Here is an 18,623-nt window from a genome sequence, read left to right as displayed (position 1 = left end):
CGCCATCAGTATCTGAATTATATGGATCAGTCCCATTGGTAAATTCAGTGCCATTAGTAATACCATCACCATCGCAATCTGAAGCCAACCAAAGTGCATTGGTTGAATCATATCCTGTGTAACCTGCAACTTGTGTAGGATCACATGAGTTTAATGGATCTGATCCACCTGCTATTTCCGTCTGATTATCAACACCGTCGCCATCGCAATCTGCAATATTCCAAGCTGTACTTGGAGTTTCAGATGTACTTGTTAATACAAAATCACATAAATCTAAAGGATCAGTATAATCCGTTTTAATTTCAGTACCATCTAATACTCCATCACCATCCGAATCTGGATTTGTAGGATCTGTACCTGCTGTAGCCTCTTCAGCTTCGGTTAACCCATCATTATCACAATCACTATCACTTAGAGGTGTTCCACCATTTGAGTCACAATCGTTTAATGGATCTGTGTTATCTGTATTAACTTCTTGCCCATCATCAATTCCATCACCATCTGAATCTGCGTTATACGAGTCTGTACCTGCCACAGCTTCTTCATCATTTGTAAGTCCGTCAGCATCACAATCATTAGTACCTTGAGGTTGCCAATCAGGATCTGAACTTGGTTCACATGGGTTTGTATCTTCTGTTTCTAATGAATCACAAACATTATCTCCATCAGAATCAATACAAGCAGGAATAGTTAATCTTAATACAGCAGTATCACATACCGTATTATTGCAAATTTCATATACGATATATACAAATCCAGGATCTTCACTTGGATCAGCTGTATAAGTAATTTCACCTGTTCCACTATCAACGGAAATTGGTCCTATTGCATTTGTTTGTTGTGTTTCTGTTGGTGCTGTTACACCTACAGGAATAATTGTAATTATACTCCCAATTAAAAAATCGTCATTACTAACAACATTATATATTTTTGCAATACCTACATCTGCAGTAGTATTGTCATCAACAGCTGTTGGAGTAAAAGGATTAGGGTCTGTTTCATTGATATTTCCATCACCATCACAATCCGCTGCCGCCCATATATCATAATTTTCATCAGTATTTACACGAACCACAGGTGTATTAACAGAACAAGGGTCTAAAGAATCTGTACCGTCAATTGCTTCTTGACCATCTGAAGTACCATCTCCATCAGAATCAGAACTATAAGGGTCTGTCCCATTAATTAGTTCCGTTTCATTATCAACTCCATCACCATCGCAATCAGATGCTAACCAAAGTACATTACTAGAATCATAACCAGCGTAACCTGACCCTTGTGAAGGATCACATGAATCTAAAGGATCAAACCCGTTGGTATTTTCCGTACCATCATCAACACCATCACCATCAGTATCTGTATTATAAGGGTCTGTACCAGCTATAGCTTCATCATCATTTGTAAGTCCGTCACCATCACAATCACCTGCTTGCCAAATTAAATTACTAGAATCATATCCTGTATACCCTGCTGTTTGTGTAGGGTCACACGGATCTAATGGATCAGTACCATTACTATCTTCAGTACCATCATCTACACCATCACCATCGGTATCTGCATTATAAGGATCAGTACCATTTGTGTTTTCATCCCCATTTGTAACTCCATCATTATCACAATCTCCTGCTTGCCATAATGCATTAGTTGAATCATAACCAGTATAACCCGGAACTTGTGAAGGGTCACAAGGGTCTAGTGGATCAGTATCTGTATCATCAGGAACACCATCTCCATCAGTATCATTACTATATGGATCAGTACCATTTGTGTTTTCTGTTCCATTATCAACGCCATCACCATCGCAATCTGCTACTTGCCATAACGTATTAGTTGAATCATATGCGGTATAACCCGCATCTTGTGAAGGGTCACAAGGGTTTAATGGATCAGTATCTGTATTGTCAGGGACACCATCACCATCAGTATCATTATTATAAGGATCAGTGCCATTAGTATCTTCATCTCCATTATCAATTCCGTCACTATCACAATCAGCAGCTGACCAAATTGAATTTGTAGCATCGTATCCTATATATCCAGCTGCCTGAGTTGGGCTACATGGATCCAATGAATCTGTATCAATATTGTCTGGAACACCATCACCATCCGTATCATTGTTATAAGGATCTGTACCATTAGTATCTTCATCTCCATTATCAATTCCGTCACTATCACAATCAGCTGTTGACCAAAGTAAATTACTAGAATCGTAACCAGAATAGCCTGCAGCTTGTATAGGGCTACAAGGATCTAAAGCATCAGTATCTGTATCATCTGGTTCTCCATCACCATCAGTATCTGTATTATAAGGATCTGTACCATTAGTATCTTCATCTCCGTTTAACACACCATCACCATCACAATCACCTGCTTGCCAAATTAAATTACTTGAATCATATCCTGTATACCCTGCTGTTTGTGTAGGGTCACAAGGTTCTTGCGTATCAGTACCATTTGCTACTTCTGTTGCATTATCAACTCCATCACCGTCACAATCTGCAGTATTCCATGCTGTACTTGGTGTTTCGGTTGCATTACTAATATCATAACTACATAAATCTAATGGATCAGTATTGTCAATTACAACCTCTGTACCATCAATTACTCCATCCCCGTCAGAATCAGGATTCGTAGGGTCTGTACCCGCTGTAGCTTCTTCAGCTTCAGTTAAACCATCATTATCACAATCGCTATTACTTAAAGGTGTACCTCCATTTGAATCACAATCATCTAATGGATCTGTATTATCTGTATTTACTTCTTGACCATCATCAATTCCGTCACCATCTGAATCTGCATCATAAGGATCTGTTCCTGCTGTAGCTTCTTCATCATTTGTAAGTCCATCACCATCACAATCATTTGTTCCTTGAGGCTGCCAATACGGATCGCTTGAAGGTTCACATGGATCATTAATTGTAGTTGCACTCTCTGCAACATCACAAACATTATCCCCATCAGAATCAACACATGCAGGAATCTCAATATAAAAAATCGCAGTATCACATACCGTTCCATTACATACTTGGTAATCAATTGATACTGTAGAGAAATTTTCACTTAAAGGAGCAGTATATGTAATTTCTCCTGTTGTATTATTTATTACTATTGTACCAGATGCTGTTCCTGTACCTAAGTCTGTAATTGTACTTCCAACTAAAAAATCATCATTATTTAAAACATTAAATGTTTTAGCAACAGTAACATTTGCTGTTGTATAATCATCAGTTGCTGTAGGGCTAAAAGGATTAGGGTCTGTATTATTAATATTTCCGTCACTGTCACAATCTGCTGCTGCCCAAATATCATAATTTTCATAAGAACTAGCAGGAGTTGTCGAGTTTGTGACTGAACAAGGGTCAGACGGATCTGTTCCGTTCGTGACTTCAGTACCATTAGTTTCTCCATCACCGTCACAATCTGTGGAATTCCAATTAGGATCAGCATTAGATGTAACCTGATTTGAACTGTACGTACATGAATCATCAGGATCAGGATCAGTAATATCAGGATCACCGTCTCCATCATCATCACTATTTTCTATAGTTATAGTTTCTTCTAAATCATCTATGGATGCATCAGAATCTACTTGATCTTGCGTATTTGAGACTGTATTTGTCACTGTTATTTCCCTTGTAGGTGACTCTATTACATTAGGCGTTGCAACAATAGTCAACGTTTGTTGCTCTCCACTGGTCATTGTTCCTATTGTCCAATTAGGAGAAGACCAAGTACCGGAAGATGGTGTAGCACTGCTTAAAGTTAATCCTGTTGGCAGCAAATCATTAACTACTAAATTAGTTACATCATTAATTCCTAAACTTTCTACTGTAATCGTAAAAGTTATATCCTCATCTTCGGAATAAATAGCCTTATCTGCTGTTTTTGTTATAAGGATATCAGGATTACAATAAAACATATTAATGATATTGGACTCATAAAAACATCCTCCTGAAGATACCTGTACATAATAATCACCAATTGTAGTTGGTGTATATGATGATGTAATAGCCCCTGGAATTAATTCTCCATTTTTATACCACTGATAAGTATCAAAACTACTTATCAGTGTAATTTCACTACCTAAACAACCACCTCCAGAAATAGTATAATCAACTACTGGAACAGTATCAAATCCTGAAAAATATCCACCCAATCCTAGTGCTCCACTCAAACCAACAACACCAACCGCTATTGGACCAGTAGATTCTACAGATACATTACCTGTTAAGCCTGATAAATAAAAACTTTTCCAAGGTAAGCCTGATGCTTCTTGAGCTGCAGGTAAAGTAACAGTACCTGTACCATCAGTTACAATGATATTACTATCCAAAGTAGTCGTAGAAGCAAGTATTGTCAACCCTCCATTTATTGTTGAAGAAACTAAATCTTCAATATTGGCAATATTACTTAAGGAGCTTGGAAGCAAACAGTTTACAGGTGCAATAAAATTCATACCAGTTGTTGCCCCAGATGTATTACCTGACAAAGATTGATATGCATATACATTGTTTGATGTTGTAACGGTAAGGTTACTTCCTGCTGTAGTATCTGAATAGTTAGAACCGGGTATTAAAAAATATTCACCATCATTTATCGTAGCTATTGGAGTGGTAGCTCCATTCACAAATATATCTGTACCATTCACAGTACCTATAATAATAGGGAATTCTAAATTGTTTCCTCCTCCACCTCTAATAAAAACATATTCTCGACCAATTACATCGATTGGTACAGGTTGGTCTAAACCTGCATCTTGTACATTTGAACCAGATACAACACCTACCAAAACATTACCATTACTTACGGCAATATTTTTAGTTGAACGAATATCGGCACCTAACCAACCATAACGGTTAGCATCTGTATCTCCTGCTGTACCAGAATTAAAACCAACATTTTCCAAAACAAAACTTTGTCCTGCTTGCAAGGTTACTGTAATTGTATTATCTAAGTTATCAACATAACCAACAGAATCTGCACCTAGTCTAAACTGGCAATCAGGATCATAATCTGATATGGTAATATCAGTGTCATTTTCAGTAGCCATAATACCAACAACTGCATTATAAATAGATCTATTGTGTAAAAAAGGAACTCCACCCCATTTAAAATGAGTCCCTAAACCAATTCTACCTTTTGAGGTTAATGAAGCTCCTTGAGCACTATTACGACCCCTATAATTCACATAAAAATTTTCACCACCAGGTGCAACAACTCTTAAACCTGCAGTAGATAATACATAACCCACATCTGCGTCAGGCAACATAGTTATTCCATTATCATTGTCAGCAAACGTATATACATAAGGAGCAGCATTTGAGACACTAACTGTAATTAATGGTGTTACTGTTTCTGTACCAACATAAATTTCAACATCAAAAGCAGTAGTTTCTGGCGTAGAGATATAAATTGCTTGATCGCGCATGTGATTACCCGTTTGTGTAAGAGGTGGTAAATAATGTAAATCACTTAGTTGAGCGTAAGAACTAAAAAAAGAAAGAAAACCTACTATAAAAAGCAATAGGTTATTTTTTGAATTATAAATTCTTTTTTTCATAATGAGGTTGGTTAGTTAAATATTTAGTGGGGATTATATCTTCAAAAACAAAAAAATTGTTAATATTTTTAACATAAAAAAATAGCTATTTTTTCTATTGTTCTAATTAGTCAAATCTTTTAAAATCAAATACAGATAAAATGTTTAATAAATAGGTTAAAATACATTTTAACAAGTATATTCTTATTTTTTTTAAATTAAAATTTTATCACCGTCTTACTTAATTACTAATAAACCTAAATAAAACGTTAAAATTTTAACGTTTCATATCGATTAATATTACTTTAAGGAACGGGGAAACACCATAAAGTGTCGATGAAAGGTATATAAAAAATATTAGAATAAGATATATTTAGTAAGATTTTACTTATTTTTTATAGAAAATTATTCATTAAAGTTAGTTAGGTTATATACTACACAATAAAACATAAGTTATTCCTTAAATAAAAGGAAAGATTTTATACTATTTTTGCTGTATTTTTGATGATAATTTTAATTAAGCATTAAATACATCATATTTAGAATGAAATTACACCTACTTGATAGAAGCAGTCTTAATAATAGTTCTTTTACAACAAAAATTAATGAATACCCATATTTTTTAAAAATTTGGCACTATCATCCTGAATTAGAACTTGTTGTTGTTTTAAAAAGTGAAGGAACTTGTTTTATTGGTGATAGCATTGAAAAATTTGCTGTTGGTGACATTGTTTTAATTGGTAAAAATTTACCACACATGTGGCTAAATGATGAAGATTATTTTGATAAAAATTCAAACCAAACTGCAAAAGCAATAGCAATACATTTTAAAAAAGAATATTTAGGCGTTGAGTTTTTTAAAACTCCTGAAATGATTCATATTTTAGAACTTTTTGAAAGAGCTCGTTATGGTATAAAGTTTTTAGATGTACCCAATAACATCATACAAGAAATTAAAAATATGTTAGAACTTGAAGGCTTTGATAAGACCATCACATTTCTACAAATTTTGAATAAACTTTCTAAACATAAAAAAATTAGAAAACTTGCTAGTCAAGGCTTCATCAACTCTTTCAACGAAACTAAGAGTGACACACAAGACAAAATACAAGCTTTTATCTTTAAAAATTTTAATAAAACAATTACTCTTGATGAAGTTGCTCAAATTGCACACATGAATACATCGGCATTTAGTCGTTATTTTAAAAGAGTAAATAAAAAACCATTTTCTAGATATTTATCTGAAATAAGAATAGGCTATGCTTGCAAATTATTATTAGAAAACAAATTTAATATTGCTACGATTTGTTATGAATCTGGTTTTAACAATATATCAAACTTTAACCGTCAATTTAAGCTGATAATGAACTGCACTCCTTCTCAATACCTTAAAAAACATGTAAAAGATAACTAACTGATTATGAGTAATTTTCAAAATTAATTATAATCAAAAATTGCATTTTTAAAATTAAAAGACTCCATTAAGCAAAAATAGTATCATTAATTATCAAATAATAGGAAGCTTTCATTAGGTATAAACAGTACTATTGTATAATTATTTTAATAAATAATACATTCAACTTAAACATACATAATTAATGGCACTTGATTTCAATAATGATTATCCATCTATTGATGATTTAAGATTAAAGGCAAAAAAACGTATTCCGAAATTTGCTTTTGATTATTTAGATGGTGGTTGTAATGAAGATGTAAATCTTCATAGAAATACATCAGAATTGCGTAACATACAATTAACGCCACAATACTTAAGAAATTTTAATGGCGCTAGCTTAAAAACTAATTTATTTGGTGTAGAATATGATGCTCCTTTTGGTATTGCACCAGTAGGACTTCAAGGTCTAATGTGGCCTAATTCACCTGAAATTTTAGCTAAAGCAGCTTTTAAACACAATGTGCCTTTTATATTAAGTACGGTTACAACCACTAGTATAGAACGTGCTAGTGAACTCACGGAAGGTAAAGCTTGGTTTCAACTTTATCATCCAACAGAAAACAGACTTAGAGATGATATAATTAAAAGAGCTGAGGCTGCTGAATGCCCTGTTCTTGTTATATTATGCGATGTACCAACTTTTGGTTTTAGACCAAGAGATATTAGAAATGGTTTAGCAATGCCTCCAAAAATGAGTATTGCTAATGTATTACAAGTTTTGGGAAAACCTAGCTGGGCACTAAATACTTTAAAATATGGTCAACCAAATTTTGAAACTTTAAAACCTTATATGCCAAAAGGTTTAGACCTTAAACAATTAGGTAAGTTTATGGACGCTACTTTTTCTGGTAGATTAAATGAGGAAAAAATTAAACCTATCCGTGATATGTGGAAAGGTAAGCTAGTTTTAAAAGGTGTCGCCTCAGAAGTTGATGCACAAGAAGCTATTCGATTAGGCTTAGATGGTATCATTGTATCAAACCATGGTGGTAGACAGTTAGATGCTGGTGAATCGTCAATAAAACCACTAACAAATATTGCTGCTAAATATGGAGATCAAATTGAGGTTATGATGGACAGCGGTGTTCGTTCTGGCCCTGATATTGCTAGAGCATTAGCAAGTGGTGCAAAATTCACTTTTATGGGTCGATCATTTATGTACGGTGCCGCTGCATTAGGTAATAAAGGTGGAGACCACACCATTAGTTTATTAAAAACTGAATTACAACAAGTTATGGAACAACTTTGTTGTGAAAGAGTGGAAGATTTTCCTTTTCACCTAGTAAAATAACCATTAAATAGTATTAGTTAGATGAGTAGTCAACAAAAAGTACTGCGCATACATGCAAAAGACAATGTGCTTGTAGCGCTTACCGATATAAAAAAAGGGACTGAAATTACTTTTGAATCACAAACCTATGTGATTCAAAATGATATCGATTCAAAACATAAATTTGTAACAGAAACACTTCGAAAAGATGACCCTGTTTACATGTATGGCGTTTTAGTAGGCAGAGCTAAAAAAGAAATTTTAAAAGGAGATAAAATTAGTACAACCAATTTGGTACATGATACTGAAAAGTATGGTGTAGATTCTAAAAACGATCAAAAAACCTGGGAGGCTCCTAACCTATCAAACTTTACGAGCAAAACCTTTAACGGTTATCACAGGTCAGATGGTAAAGTAGGTACTGAAAATAACTGGTTGGTTATTCCGTTAGTGTTCTGTCAAAATCGAAATGTTGAAGTTTTAAAACAGGCTTTAATTGAAAAACTTGGCTTTGGCAAAAAACAACACCTTGGTTTAGATGTCGATAGCATGATTAATGCTTACACCTCTGGTGCGTCATCAAAAGATATTTTAGAAAAAGATATTTTAATTGATGCTGAAGAAAACACAAAAAACCCGTTATTCCCTAATATTGACGGAATTCGTTTTTTAACACATGACGGGGGTTGTGGTGGAGCAACATCAGATTCTGTTACACTTTGTAATTTATTAGCAGGATACATTAACAATCCTAATGTTGCCGGTGCTACAATTTTGAGTTTAGGTTGCCAACATGCACAAGCTGAAATATTAGCTAAGGCATTACACAATATGGCTCCTGCAAATCAAAAACCAGTTTATATACTTGAGCAACAACAAATAGGTTCAGAAAAAGAACTTTTAGCTGAAGCGGTTAAAAAAACCTTTGTTGGTTTAATTGAAGCTAATAAAATAGAACGTAAACCAGCAACGCTTGATAAATTAGTAATTGGTTTAGAATGTGGTGGTTCTGATGGTTTTTCGGGTATTTCTGCCAACCCAACTTTAGGGTATGTATCTGATTTAATTGTTGGTTTAGGTGGCGCAACAGTACTTTCTGAATTTCCCGAATTAAATGGGGTTGAGCAAGAATTAATTAATAGATGTACTGATGCAGAAAAAGCTAAAAAGTTTTCTCACATTATGTCTACTTATAATGAAAAAGCAGATTTATTAGGATCTGGCTTTTATGCAAACCCATCACCTGGTAACATAAAAGATGGTTTAATTACCGATGCTATAAAATCTGCTGGTGCTGCAAAAAAAGGTGGAACATCACCAGTACAAGATGTATTAGATTATACTGAGCAAGTTGTGAAACCTGGTTTAAATTTACTATGCACACCCGGTAATGATGTTGAATCTACAACTGGTTTAGCTGGTTCTGGTTCAAACATTATACTATTTACTACTGGTCTTGGTACTCCTACAGGTAACCCAATTACTCCTGTAATAAAAGTAGCTACAAATACTACGCTTTATAAAAAAATGCCTGATATTATAGATTTTAATACTGGTGCTATTATTGAGGGAACGGCCACTATTGAAGAATCTGGTGAAGCTTTATTAGATTACATTATTGAAGTAGCTAGTGGTAAACAAACAAAAGCTAGAAAATTAAGACAAGACGATTTTATTCCTTGGAAAAGAGGAATGTCTTTATAAATTATAAAAAATTAAGTACATACTAATGACAAAATTTAGTTTAAAAAATAAAGTAGCAATAGTAACTGGTGGTGGTAGCGGTATTGGTAAAGCCATATCTACAACTTTTGCTGGACAAGGTGGTAAAATTCATATTTTAGATTTTAATATGGATGGTGCTAAAGCTACTGTTGCTGAAATAAATGAAACAGGTGCAACAGCCGTGGCTCACAAATGTGATGTTTCAGACCAAAAAAGTGTTAATGAAATTATCAACGCTATTGCTAAAGAAGAAAAAATAGACATCTTAATTAATAATGCTGGTATTGCTCATGTTGGTAATATTGATGCTGTTGAAGAAGAAGATTTAGATAGACTATATAATGTGAATATAAAAGGTGTTTATAATTGTATAAAAGCTGCACTACCCTCTCTAAAAAGTAAAGGCGGTGGTTCAATTTTAAATATAGCATCAATTGCTTCTACTGTAGGTATTGATGATCGTTTTGCATATTCCATGACAAAAGGTGCTGTACTTACTATGACATATTCTATTGCTAAAGATTATATTAAAGACGGAATACGATGCAACTGTATTGCCCCTGGTAGAGTTCACACTCCTTTTGTAGATGGTTTCATAAGCAAAAACTATCCTGGAAAAGAGGAAGAAATGTTTGAAAAACTTTCGAAGACACAGCCTATCGGCCGTATGGGTAGCACACAAGAAATTGCAGATTTAAGCTTATTTTTATCTTCTGATGAAGCTGGTTTTATCACAGGATCAAACTATGCTATTGATGGCGGATTTGTAACATTAAACGGATAAATAACAACAAAAAACAAAAACATGAAATTAATACGTTTTGGCGAAGTCAACAAAGAAAAGCCAGGTGTTCAACTAGCAAACGGAACTAAAATTGATGTATCAGGCTTTGGTTCTGATTACGATGAAGCATTTTTTGGTAACGATGGTATTGAAAAGTTAAAAACTTGGTTAAAAAATAATCAATCTTCATGCCCAGAAATTGCTGATAGTGAGCGTTTGGGGGCTCCTTTAACTAGACCTTCTAAAATTGTTTGTGTTGGATTAAACTATGCACAACATGCCGCTGAAGCTGGTATGGAAGTTCCTAAAGAACCAGTTTTATTCTTTAAAGCTACTTCTGCAATTGTTGGTCCTAATGACGATATTATGCTTCCTAAAAACAGTACAAAATCTGACTGGGAGGTTGAATTATCTATCGTGATAGGTAAAAAAGCATCTTACGTTGAAAAAGCTGACGTTTTTGATCATATTGCTGGTTATGTTTTACATAACGATGTTAGTGAAAGAGCTTTTCAATTAGAGAGATCAGGACAATGGGTAAAAGGTAAAAGTTGTGATACTTTTGCTCCTATTGGACCATTTATCGCTACTACTGATGAAATAAAAGATCCTAACAATTTAAATCTTTGGTTAAAATTAAATGGCGAAGTAATGCAAAACAGCTCTACTTCAGATTTTATATTTAATGTACAAGAAGTAGTTAGTCACATAAGTCAATTTATGACACTATTACCTGGTGATATTATTTCAACAGGAACTCCTTTTGGTGTTGGTCTTGGTTTAAAACCACCTGTTTACTTAAAAGAAGGTGATGTGATTGAATTAGGAATTGAAGGCTTAGGTACTTCAAAACAAAATGTTGTTGCTTTTAAAGAGTAATTCCGTCCTTTATTTTATATTTTTAAGCATTAATAGTTGTAATACTATTAATGCTTATTTTTTTTAAAACACGATAACTTCTTTTTACAATCTTTGTAAAACCTTAATCAATTTAAGAATGAGCTGGATTTTACTAATTATTGGTGGATTTTTTGAAGTTGCTTTTGCTTCTTGTTTAGGCAAAGCAAAAGAGACCATAGGCACTGAAATGTACATGTGGTACGGAGCATTTTTAGTTTGTTTGATTATAAGCATGTTACTATTAATGAAAGCTACAGAAGAATTACCAATTGGGACTGCCTATGCAGTTTGGACAGGTATTGGTGCTGTAGGTACAGCACTTGTAGGTATTTTTGTATTTAAAGACCCTGCTAGCTTTTGGAGAATCTTTTTTATAAGCACCTTAATAGTCTCTATTATTGGCTTAAAAGCAGTTTCACATTCTTAAATTTAATTATGGCAGGAATCACAGATATATCAGAACTTGTAAAAAGTATGACTCCTGAATTAAATAAAGGTGCTTATGTTTTTACAACTGTAAAAGATTCAAGTTCTATAGATAGAAATGTAATTCTTTGTGAGTTTAAAGAAACTGAAGGAATTACCCTAATTTTAGAACAATCCAAAGCCGATGAATTAGAACTAAAATATGATTATGTTGCTTCATGGATTACTTTAACTATTCATTCTTCATTAGAAGCAATAGGTTTAACCGCTACGTTTTCAAACGAGTTAGCAAAACATAATATCAGTTGTAATGTTGTTGCTGCTTATTATCACGATCATATTTTTGTAGCCAAAAAAGATGCGCAAAAAGCAATGTATGTACTTCAAAAGCTATCTTCCAAATAAAACAATTAAATTACTAAAATTAACGCCGTAACTAAATTATAGATTTTAAAAGTATAGTATCTTTATTGGTAATTAAATGTTTTTATGAAAAACACCATATCTCATAGAGTAGCCGACTTTTTAAAAAATTTCCCTCCATTTAACGAGTTAACTAATGCTGAACTAGAACTTATTTCTGAAGAAATAACTATTATTTATAAGGAAAAAGAAAGTATAGTTTTTTCTGGTAAAGAACCCGGTCATAGTCATTTTTATGTAATTCATAAGGGAGCTGTCTCACTTACTAAAACAGAAAGCAACACTATTGTTGATATGTGTGACGAAGGTGATATTTTTGGCCTAAGACCTCTTATGGCCAATGAAAATTATGAGCTTGAAGCGAAAGCGCATGAAGAAAGTATTTTATATGCTATTCCGTTCTCTGTTTTCAAACCTGTCGCTTTAAGCAATAATGCTATTGGTGATTTTTTAATTGAAAGCTTTGCTTCAAATACTAGAAATCCGTATTCAAAAAACCACAGAGGTAAGTTATTTGTTGACAGCAATATAAATGCAAATCCAGATACTAAAAACAGCGTTAGCGATTTAAAATTAAGTGATTTACAGCCTGTTCGTTATTCAAAAAAAATTGTTAGTTGTGATACAACTACTTCTGCAAAAAAAGCTGCAGAAATAATGTCTGAGAAAAAAGTAGGGGCAATTTTAGTTGTACATGATAAATTGCCCGTAGGTATTATTACTGATAAAGATTTAAGAAATAAAATTGTAACTGGTGAATACCCAATTACAGCTTCGGCAGCATCAATTATGACAGCTCCAATTATTACATACCCAACAACACTTACCATTACGCAAGCACAAATGGCCATGATGAAAAGCAACATTAGTCACTTATGCCTTACTGAAGATGGTACTGTAAACACAAAAGCCGTTGGAATACTATCAAAGCATGATGTAATGGTAGCTTTGGGTCACAATCCAGCGGTACTTATAAAAGCCATTAAAAGAGCTAAAAAAACAAAACAAATAAAGAGCATACGTAAAAGTGTCATGCATTTATTGAAGGGATATTTAGATCAAAATATTCCGATGACATTAATTTCTAAAATAATATCAGAATTAAACGATGCTTGTATAAAACAAATTATTGAAATTTCATTATCTAAAATTGAAGAAAAGCCACCTGTAAAATTTGCTTGGCTTTCTTTAGGAAGTCAAGGTCGTAGTGAACAAATGTTACATACCGATCAAGACAGTGCATTAATTTTTGAAGATGTTTCGGAAGAGGATTTACCAAAAACTACGCACTATTTTTTAAATTTAGCCAAGGCTATTACAAAAAGACTAAATACCATTGGTTATGATTACTGCCCTGCAGAAATGATGGCTTCTAGTCCGCAATGGTGTTTAAGTTTAAGTGAATGGAAAAAAACGACTTCACATTGGATTATAAACCCAGGTATTGATGAAGTTTTACTAGCCGCCATATTTTTTGATTATAATGCTGTTTATGGTGACAACACCTTGTCTCATAAACTATCTGACCATATATTCTATACAGTAAAAAAATACCCAATATTCTTTGTACATTTAGCAAAAGGAGCATTACAAAACCCCTCGCCTACTGGATTCTTTAGACAGTTTTTAGTAGAACAAGATGGAGCTCACAAAGATTCTTTTGATGTTAAAAACAGAGCATTGAGGCCTCTGACTGATGCTGCAAGAGTACTTATATTATCCCACTCCATAAAATCTATAAACAACACAGCTGAACGTTTTGAAAAATTAGCAGAATTAGAACCGAATAATAAAGACGTTTATTTAGCCTGCTCTTACGCATCAAAAGCATTACTAAAATTTAGAACAAAACAAGGGTTACGACATAATGATTCTGGTAGGTTTATAAACTTAAAAACACTATCAAAAGAAGAAAAAATTAAACTAAAACGGACTTTTAAAACAGTTAAAGCTATTCAAGATTTAGTTACATTAAGGTTTCAATTAAAAACAATTTAATGTTCAATTTTTTTAAAAAAACACCTGCTGATTTACCCGATTATTGGAAAGCTTATGAGAAGTTGTTTCTACAAAAAACACCCGACCAACTTGATGAGGTAAGGTTTGTGGTACTTGATACTGAAACTACGGGTTTTGATTACGAAAATGATCGCGTACTCTGTATTGGTGCTATTGAACTAATAAACAAAAACATTCCTATTAAAAACGGATTTGAAATCTATATTCATCAAGAAGTATACGATAAAGAAACAGCTAAAATTCATGGTATTTTAAAAAAAGGAGTCATACCAAGACTGACAGAGCTTGAAGCTTTAAAACAGTTTTTAGCCTATTTGGGCAATAGCATTATTATTGCTCACCATGCCATTTTTGATATTACCATGCTAAATAAAGCTCTAGAAAGAAATGGATTACCTAAACTTAAAAATAGGTATTTAGACACTTCTACACTATATAAAAAAACCATTATAAAAAGTAATTTGCTTTACAAAAAAGAAAGTTATTCTCTTGATGATTTGGCAGATAACTTCAGTATATCAAAAAAAGACAGGCATACTGCAATGGGAGATTCATATATTACGGCTATTTTATTCTTGAAAATAGTGCAAAAATTAAAAGCCAAAAAAGAGATTACACTTAAATATTTATTCAAATAACAGACTTTAAATGGAAAATTCACTGAATTTCAATCGTTTAAACACTTAATTATTGGTTAAAATACACTTTTCTTTAACTTTTTTAACTATATTCACAATCAATAATTAAAAGTACGATTATGAATACCCCCCTAAAATTGAGAAGTTTAATCTATTTATTATGCTTTATAGCATCTGCAGTTTTATATCATTTTGCGATATAAATACAAAATCAAATGATATAAAAAAAGCAGGCTAATACTTAGTTATTAGTCTGCTTTTTTATGGTATTATTTTAAGCTTATTATTTGGCCAAATAAGCCAATACATTTTTTTCAATTCGTTCTTGAATATTTGAAATATCAGCTTTTATAAAAGTTTCTCCTGTTATGTTTTCAAATAACTCAATGTACCTTTCTGAAACAGAAGTAATATATTCATCAGTCATTTCAGGTACTTTTTGCCCTTTTAAGCCTTGAAATTCATTAGAAATTAACCATTGACGAACAAACTCTTTAGATAATTGTTTTTGAGCTTCGCCCTTATCTTGTCTTTCTTTATAACCTTCAGCATAAAAATAACGAGAAGAATCTGGCGTATGAATTTCATCAATCAATACTATCTTACCGTCTTTAGTTTTTCCGAATTCATATTTTGTATCTACTAAAATAAGCCCGCGTTTTGCAGCTATTTCCGTACCTCTTTCAAATAAAGCTTTAGTATACTTTTCAAGAATAATATAATCTTCTTCTGAAACTATATTATTTTTTAAAATATCTTCTCGAGAAATATCTTCATCATGATCACCCATTTCTGCTTTGGTAGCAGGGGTAATAATAGGCTCAGGAAACCTATCATTCTCTTTCATTCCTTCAGGCATAGGCATACCACAAAGCATTCTTTTACCAGCTTTGTATTCGCGTGCCGCATGACCAGACATATAACCTCTAATTACCATTTCTACCTTAAAAGGCTCACATGCATGACCAATTGCAACATTTGGGTCTGGTGTAGCAGTCAACCAATTCGGTACTATGTCAGCAGTATCTTCCATCATTTTTGTAGCAATCTGATTTAGAATTTGCCCTTTATACGGAATTCCTTTGGGCATCACCACATCAAAAGCAGAAAGCCTATCTGTAGCAATCATCACCATCATATCATTCTCAAGGCGATAAACCTCTCTTACTTTCCCTTTGTAAACATTTACCTGACCTGGAAAATTAAAGTTTGTATCTATAATTGTATTGCTCATTATTCGTAATTATTCTGTTTTCAGATTACTAAAATTAATTTTGATGTTCTATACCTTTATAAGCTTCAATTACTTTCTTTACTAATTTATGACGAATTACATCTTTATCATCTAAATAAATAATTGAAATTCCTTCTAAATTCTGTAATACAAGCAACGCTTCTTTTAAACCAGAAATAGTTCTTCTTGGCAAATCTATTTGACCAGGATCACCAGTGATTAAAAAGCGTGCATTTTTACCCATTCTAGTTAAAAACATTTTCATTTGGGCATGCGTAGTATTTTGTCCTTCATCTAAAATTACAAAAGCGTCATCTAGGGTCCTACCACGCATAAAGGCTAAAGGTGCAATTTGTATGGTACCGTTTTCAACATACATTGCTAATTTTTCTGGAGAAATCATATCACGTAAAGCATCATACAAAGGTTGCATGTACGGATCTAATTTTTCTTTCAAATCACCTGGTAAAAAACCTAGGTTCTCCCCTGCTTCAACCGCAGGCCTCGTCAATATTATTCTCTTAACTCTTTTTTCTTTTAATGCTTGTACAGCTAAGGCTACACCAGTATATGTTTTACCAGTACCAGCCGGGCCAATAGCAAAAACCATATCGTTTTTACGCATGGCATCAACCAATTTTCGTTGGTTTACTGTTTGCGCTCTAATTAAACGACCACTTACACCATGTACAATTACTTCACCACTACTTTCTGATGATGTTAAATCATCATCATCAGTACTCATTAATAAACGCTCAATGGCATTCTCAGTAAGTTTATTGTATTTTAAATAATGCGCAGTTAGCATTTTAAAACGTTTGTCAAACTCTTCTAAAAGTTCATCGTCACCGTAGACTTTAATTTTACTTCCTCTTGCTACAATTTTAAGCTTTGGAAAGTACTTTTTAATTAAGTCAATGTTTTCATTTTGCTGTCCAAAAAAATCTCTTGGACTAATTTCCGTAAGTTCAATTATCAGTTCGTTCAAAGATTCTCGGATTTAATTACTAGCCTTATAAATATTAATTTTTGTTACTTTAAAAAATGTGTAATTTTGTTTAACAAACTTAAGTAAAAATCAGTTTGATAAAGTAAAAAACATATCAACAGTCATATATGGCAATTATTACATTAACTACTGATTTTGGGTATAAAGATCATTTTATTGGCGTTATTAAAGGAACTATTTATAGTGAGTTAGCTGATGCTAAAATTGTTGATATCTCAAATGAAATAAATCCTTTTAACATACCCGAATGTGCCTATATTTTAAAAAATTCATATAAAAGTTTCCCAAAGGGAAGTATACATATTGTTGGTGTAGACTCAGAGCTTACACCTGAAAATCAACACATTGCAGTATATGTTGATGGACACTATTTTGTATCTGCAAATAACGGAGTTATCTCATTAATTACATCAGAAATTACACCAGATAAAGTGGTGAAAATTGATTTAAACTTACAAGAATCAAGTGCATTCCCTGAGCTAGATGTATTTACAAAAGTAGCTTGCCATATTGCACGTGGTGGCACGCTTGATGTTGTTGGTAAAAACTTTGACAACTTAAAAGATATTAGAGAATTTGCTCCTAGAGTTCTAGAAAATGGCAAGATTATTATAGGGAGTGTGATTTACATTGATAATTTTGGCAATGTTATTACGAATATTCAAAAGCATGTTTTTGAAGCTTACAGAGGTGGTCGTGATTTTGTTTTAAATGCCCGAAATAAAAAAATAACCAAAATACATAACAAGTATAGTGATATTATAAATTTTGATTTGGAAAAAAGTAAAAGAAAAGCTCCTGGAGACCTTTTGGCTTTATTCAATTCATCAAAATATATTGAGCTTGCTATTTATAAAAGTGATTTAAATACGGTTGGTGGTGCATCAACCTTATTAGGTTTAGATTATAGAGACACAATCAGTATAGAATTTATTTAATAGAGCCTTATTGCCTATAATTTTGAGATACTTATAAACATCTCTAAAATTTAATAACAAAAACGAGACGGAATAATTTACGGTCAATAATAAGTTTTTACTTTGATTTACAGTACTATTAGCGTCTTTTTCATACATTTATATGTATAAAAAATAGATGTTTTAAAGGTTGAATAGTGTTAATAAGTTTGTTTCATTAAAAACAACAATTAAAATATCTTTGTTAATCTAGCAAAGCATATGTTTTTGAAGGTTTTTCTTA

General features: G+C 32.8%; 13 protein-coding genes. 10 read left to right on the top strand and 3 right to left on the bottom strand.

The features are described 5' to 3' along the window. On the bottom strand, nucleotides 1-5,560 hold a 5,560-nt coding region (locus tag KO500_RS10335), incomplete at its 3' end, for a DUF11 domain-containing protein (RefSeq protein ID WP_215956464.1). 523 nt (nucleotides 5,561-6,083) lie between these two features. Between KO500_RS10335 and KO500_RS10330 the strand changes: the two genes are divergently transcribed. The 9 genes from KO500_RS10330 (at nucleotide 6,084) to KO500_RS10290 (ending at nucleotide 15,180) form a co-directional block, all read left to right on the top strand. Beyond that, on the top strand, nucleotides 6,084-6,953 hold the full coding sequence (locus KO500_RS10330; RefSeq protein ID WP_215956463.1) for an AraC family transcriptional regulator: 870 nt from the start codon (nucleotides 6,084-6,086) through the stop codon (nucleotides 6,951-6,953). Nucleotides 6,954-7,137: 184 nt separating this feature from the next. Continuing rightward, on the top strand, nucleotides 7,138-8,286 hold the full coding sequence (locus KO500_RS10325; protein ID WP_215956462.1) for an alpha-hydroxy acid oxidase: 1,149 nt from the start codon (nucleotides 7,138-7,140) through the stop codon (nucleotides 8,284-8,286). 21 nt (nucleotides 8,287-8,307) lie between these two features. Further along, nucleotides 8,308-9,969 (top strand): UxaA family hydrolase, encoded by a 1,662-nt coding sequence (locus tag KO500_RS10320; RefSeq protein ID WP_215956461.1) that lies wholly within the window; start codon nucleotides 8,308-8,310, stop codon nucleotides 9,967-9,969. Nucleotides 9,970-9,994: 25 nt separating this feature from the next. After that, nucleotides 9,995-10,774 carry an SDR family NAD(P)-dependent oxidoreductase gene (locus tag KO500_RS10315; RefSeq protein WP_215956460.1) on the top strand — a complete coding sequence of 260 codons (780 nt, stop codon included), beginning with the start codon at nucleotides 9,995-9,997 and terminating at the stop codon, nucleotides 10,772-10,774. Between the two features lie 21 nt (nucleotides 10,775-10,795). Beyond that, nucleotides 10,796-11,653 carry a fumarylacetoacetate hydrolase family protein gene (locus KO500_RS10310; RefSeq protein WP_215956459.1) on the top strand — a complete coding sequence of 286 codons (858 nt, stop codon included), beginning with the start codon at nucleotides 10,796-10,798 and terminating at the stop codon, nucleotides 11,651-11,653. Nucleotides 11,654-11,771: 118 nt separating this feature from the next. After that, nucleotides 11,772-12,101, top strand: coding sequence for a DMT family transporter (locus KO500_RS10305; RefSeq protein ID WP_215956458.1), 330 nt, complete (start codon nucleotides 11,772-11,774; stop codon nucleotides 12,099-12,101). An 8-nt stretch (nucleotides 12,102-12,109) separates the two neighbouring features. After that, nucleotides 12,110-12,505, top strand: a complete 396-nt coding sequence (locus KO500_RS10300; RefSeq protein WP_215956457.1) for an ACT domain-containing protein — start codon at nucleotides 12,110-12,112, stop codon at nucleotides 12,503-12,505. An 84-nt stretch (nucleotides 12,506-12,589) separates the two neighbouring features. Continuing rightward, nucleotides 12,590-14,521 carry a DUF294 nucleotidyltransferase-like domain-containing protein gene (locus KO500_RS10295; RefSeq protein ID WP_215956456.1) on the top strand — a complete coding sequence of 644 codons (1,932 nt, stop codon included), beginning with the start codon at nucleotides 12,590-12,592 and terminating at the stop codon, nucleotides 14,519-14,521. Further along, nucleotides 14,521-15,180 (top strand): 3'-5' exonuclease, encoded by a 660-nt coding sequence (locus KO500_RS10290; RefSeq protein ID WP_215956455.1) that lies wholly within the window; start codon nucleotides 14,521-14,523, stop codon nucleotides 15,178-15,180. Before KO500_RS10295 ends, KO500_RS10290 begins: the two co-directional genes overlap by 1 nt. A 283-nt stretch (nucleotides 15,181-15,463) precedes the next feature. Here the strand turns inward: KO500_RS10290 and KO500_RS10285 are convergent, their stop codons facing one another. Both KO500_RS10285 and KO500_RS10280 read right to left on the bottom strand, forming a co-directional pair. After that, nucleotides 15,464-16,414 (bottom strand): phosphoribosylaminoimidazolesuccinocarboxamide synthase, encoded by a 951-nt coding sequence (locus tag KO500_RS10285; RefSeq protein WP_215956454.1) that lies wholly within the window; start codon nucleotides 16,412-16,414, stop codon nucleotides 15,464-15,466. Between the two features lie 34 nt (nucleotides 16,415-16,448). Then, nucleotides 16,449-17,402, bottom strand: a complete 954-nt coding sequence (locus KO500_RS10280) for a PhoH family protein (protein WP_215956453.1) — start codon at nucleotides 17,400-17,402, stop codon at nucleotides 16,449-16,451. A 128-nt stretch (nucleotides 17,403-17,530) separates the two neighbouring features. On the opposite strand from KO500_RS10280, the gene KO500_RS10275 reads away from it, so the two are divergent. After that, on the top strand, nucleotides 17,531-18,361 hold the full coding sequence (locus tag KO500_RS10275) for an SAM hydrolase/SAM-dependent halogenase family protein (RefSeq protein ID WP_215956452.1): 831 nt from the start codon (nucleotides 17,531-17,533) through the stop codon (nucleotides 18,359-18,361). Nucleotides 18,362-18,623 lie beyond the last annotated feature (262 nt).

This window comes from Cellulophaga baltica, assembly GCF_018861125.1.
Lineage (GTDB): Bacteria > Bacteroidota > Bacteroidia > Flavobacteriales > Flavobacteriaceae > Cellulophaga > Cellulophaga baltica_A.
This window is presented reverse-complemented; position numbering and strand designations above follow the sequence as displayed.

Excerpts from the sequence above, each read along its gene's own strand:
- KO500_RS10330 (WP_215956463.1), top strand. The coding sequence starts at position 6,084 with ATGAAATTACACCTACTTGATAGAAGCAGTCTTAATAATAGTTCTTTT.
- KO500_RS10325 (WP_215956462.1), top strand. The coding sequence starts at position 7,138 with ATGGCACTTGATTTCAATAATGATTATCCATCTATTGATGATTTAAGA.
- KO500_RS10320 (WP_215956461.1), top strand. The coding sequence starts at position 8,308 with ATGAGTAGTCAACAAAAAGTACTGCGCATACATGCAAAAGACAATGTG.
- KO500_RS10315 (WP_215956460.1), top strand. The coding sequence starts at position 9,995 with ATGACAAAATTTAGTTTAAAAAATAAAGTAGCAATAGTAACTGGTGGT.
- KO500_RS10310 (WP_215956459.1), top strand. The coding sequence starts at position 10,796 with ATGAAATTAATACGTTTTGGCGAAGTCAACAAAGAAAAGCCAGGTGTT.
- KO500_RS10305 (WP_215956458.1), top strand. The coding sequence starts at position 11,772 with ATGAGCTGGATTTTACTAATTATTGGTGGATTTTTTGAAGTTGCTTTT.
- KO500_RS10300 (WP_215956457.1), top strand. The coding sequence starts at position 12,110 with ATGGCAGGAATCACAGATATATCAGAACTTGTAAAAAGTATGACTCCT.
- KO500_RS10295 (WP_215956456.1), top strand. The coding sequence starts at position 12,590 with ATGAAAAACACCATATCTCATAGAGTAGCCGACTTTTTAAAAAATTTC.
- KO500_RS10290 (WP_215956455.1), top strand. The coding sequence starts at position 14,521 with ATGTTCAATTTTTTTAAAAAAACACCTGCTGATTTACCCGATTATTGG.
- KO500_RS10285 (WP_215956454.1), bottom strand. The coding sequence starts at position 16,414 with ATGAGCAATACAATTATAGATACAAACTTTAATTTTCCAGGTCAGGTA.
- KO500_RS10275 (WP_215956452.1), top strand. The coding sequence starts at position 17,531 with ATGGCAATTATTACATTAACTACTGATTTTGGGTATAAAGATCATTTT.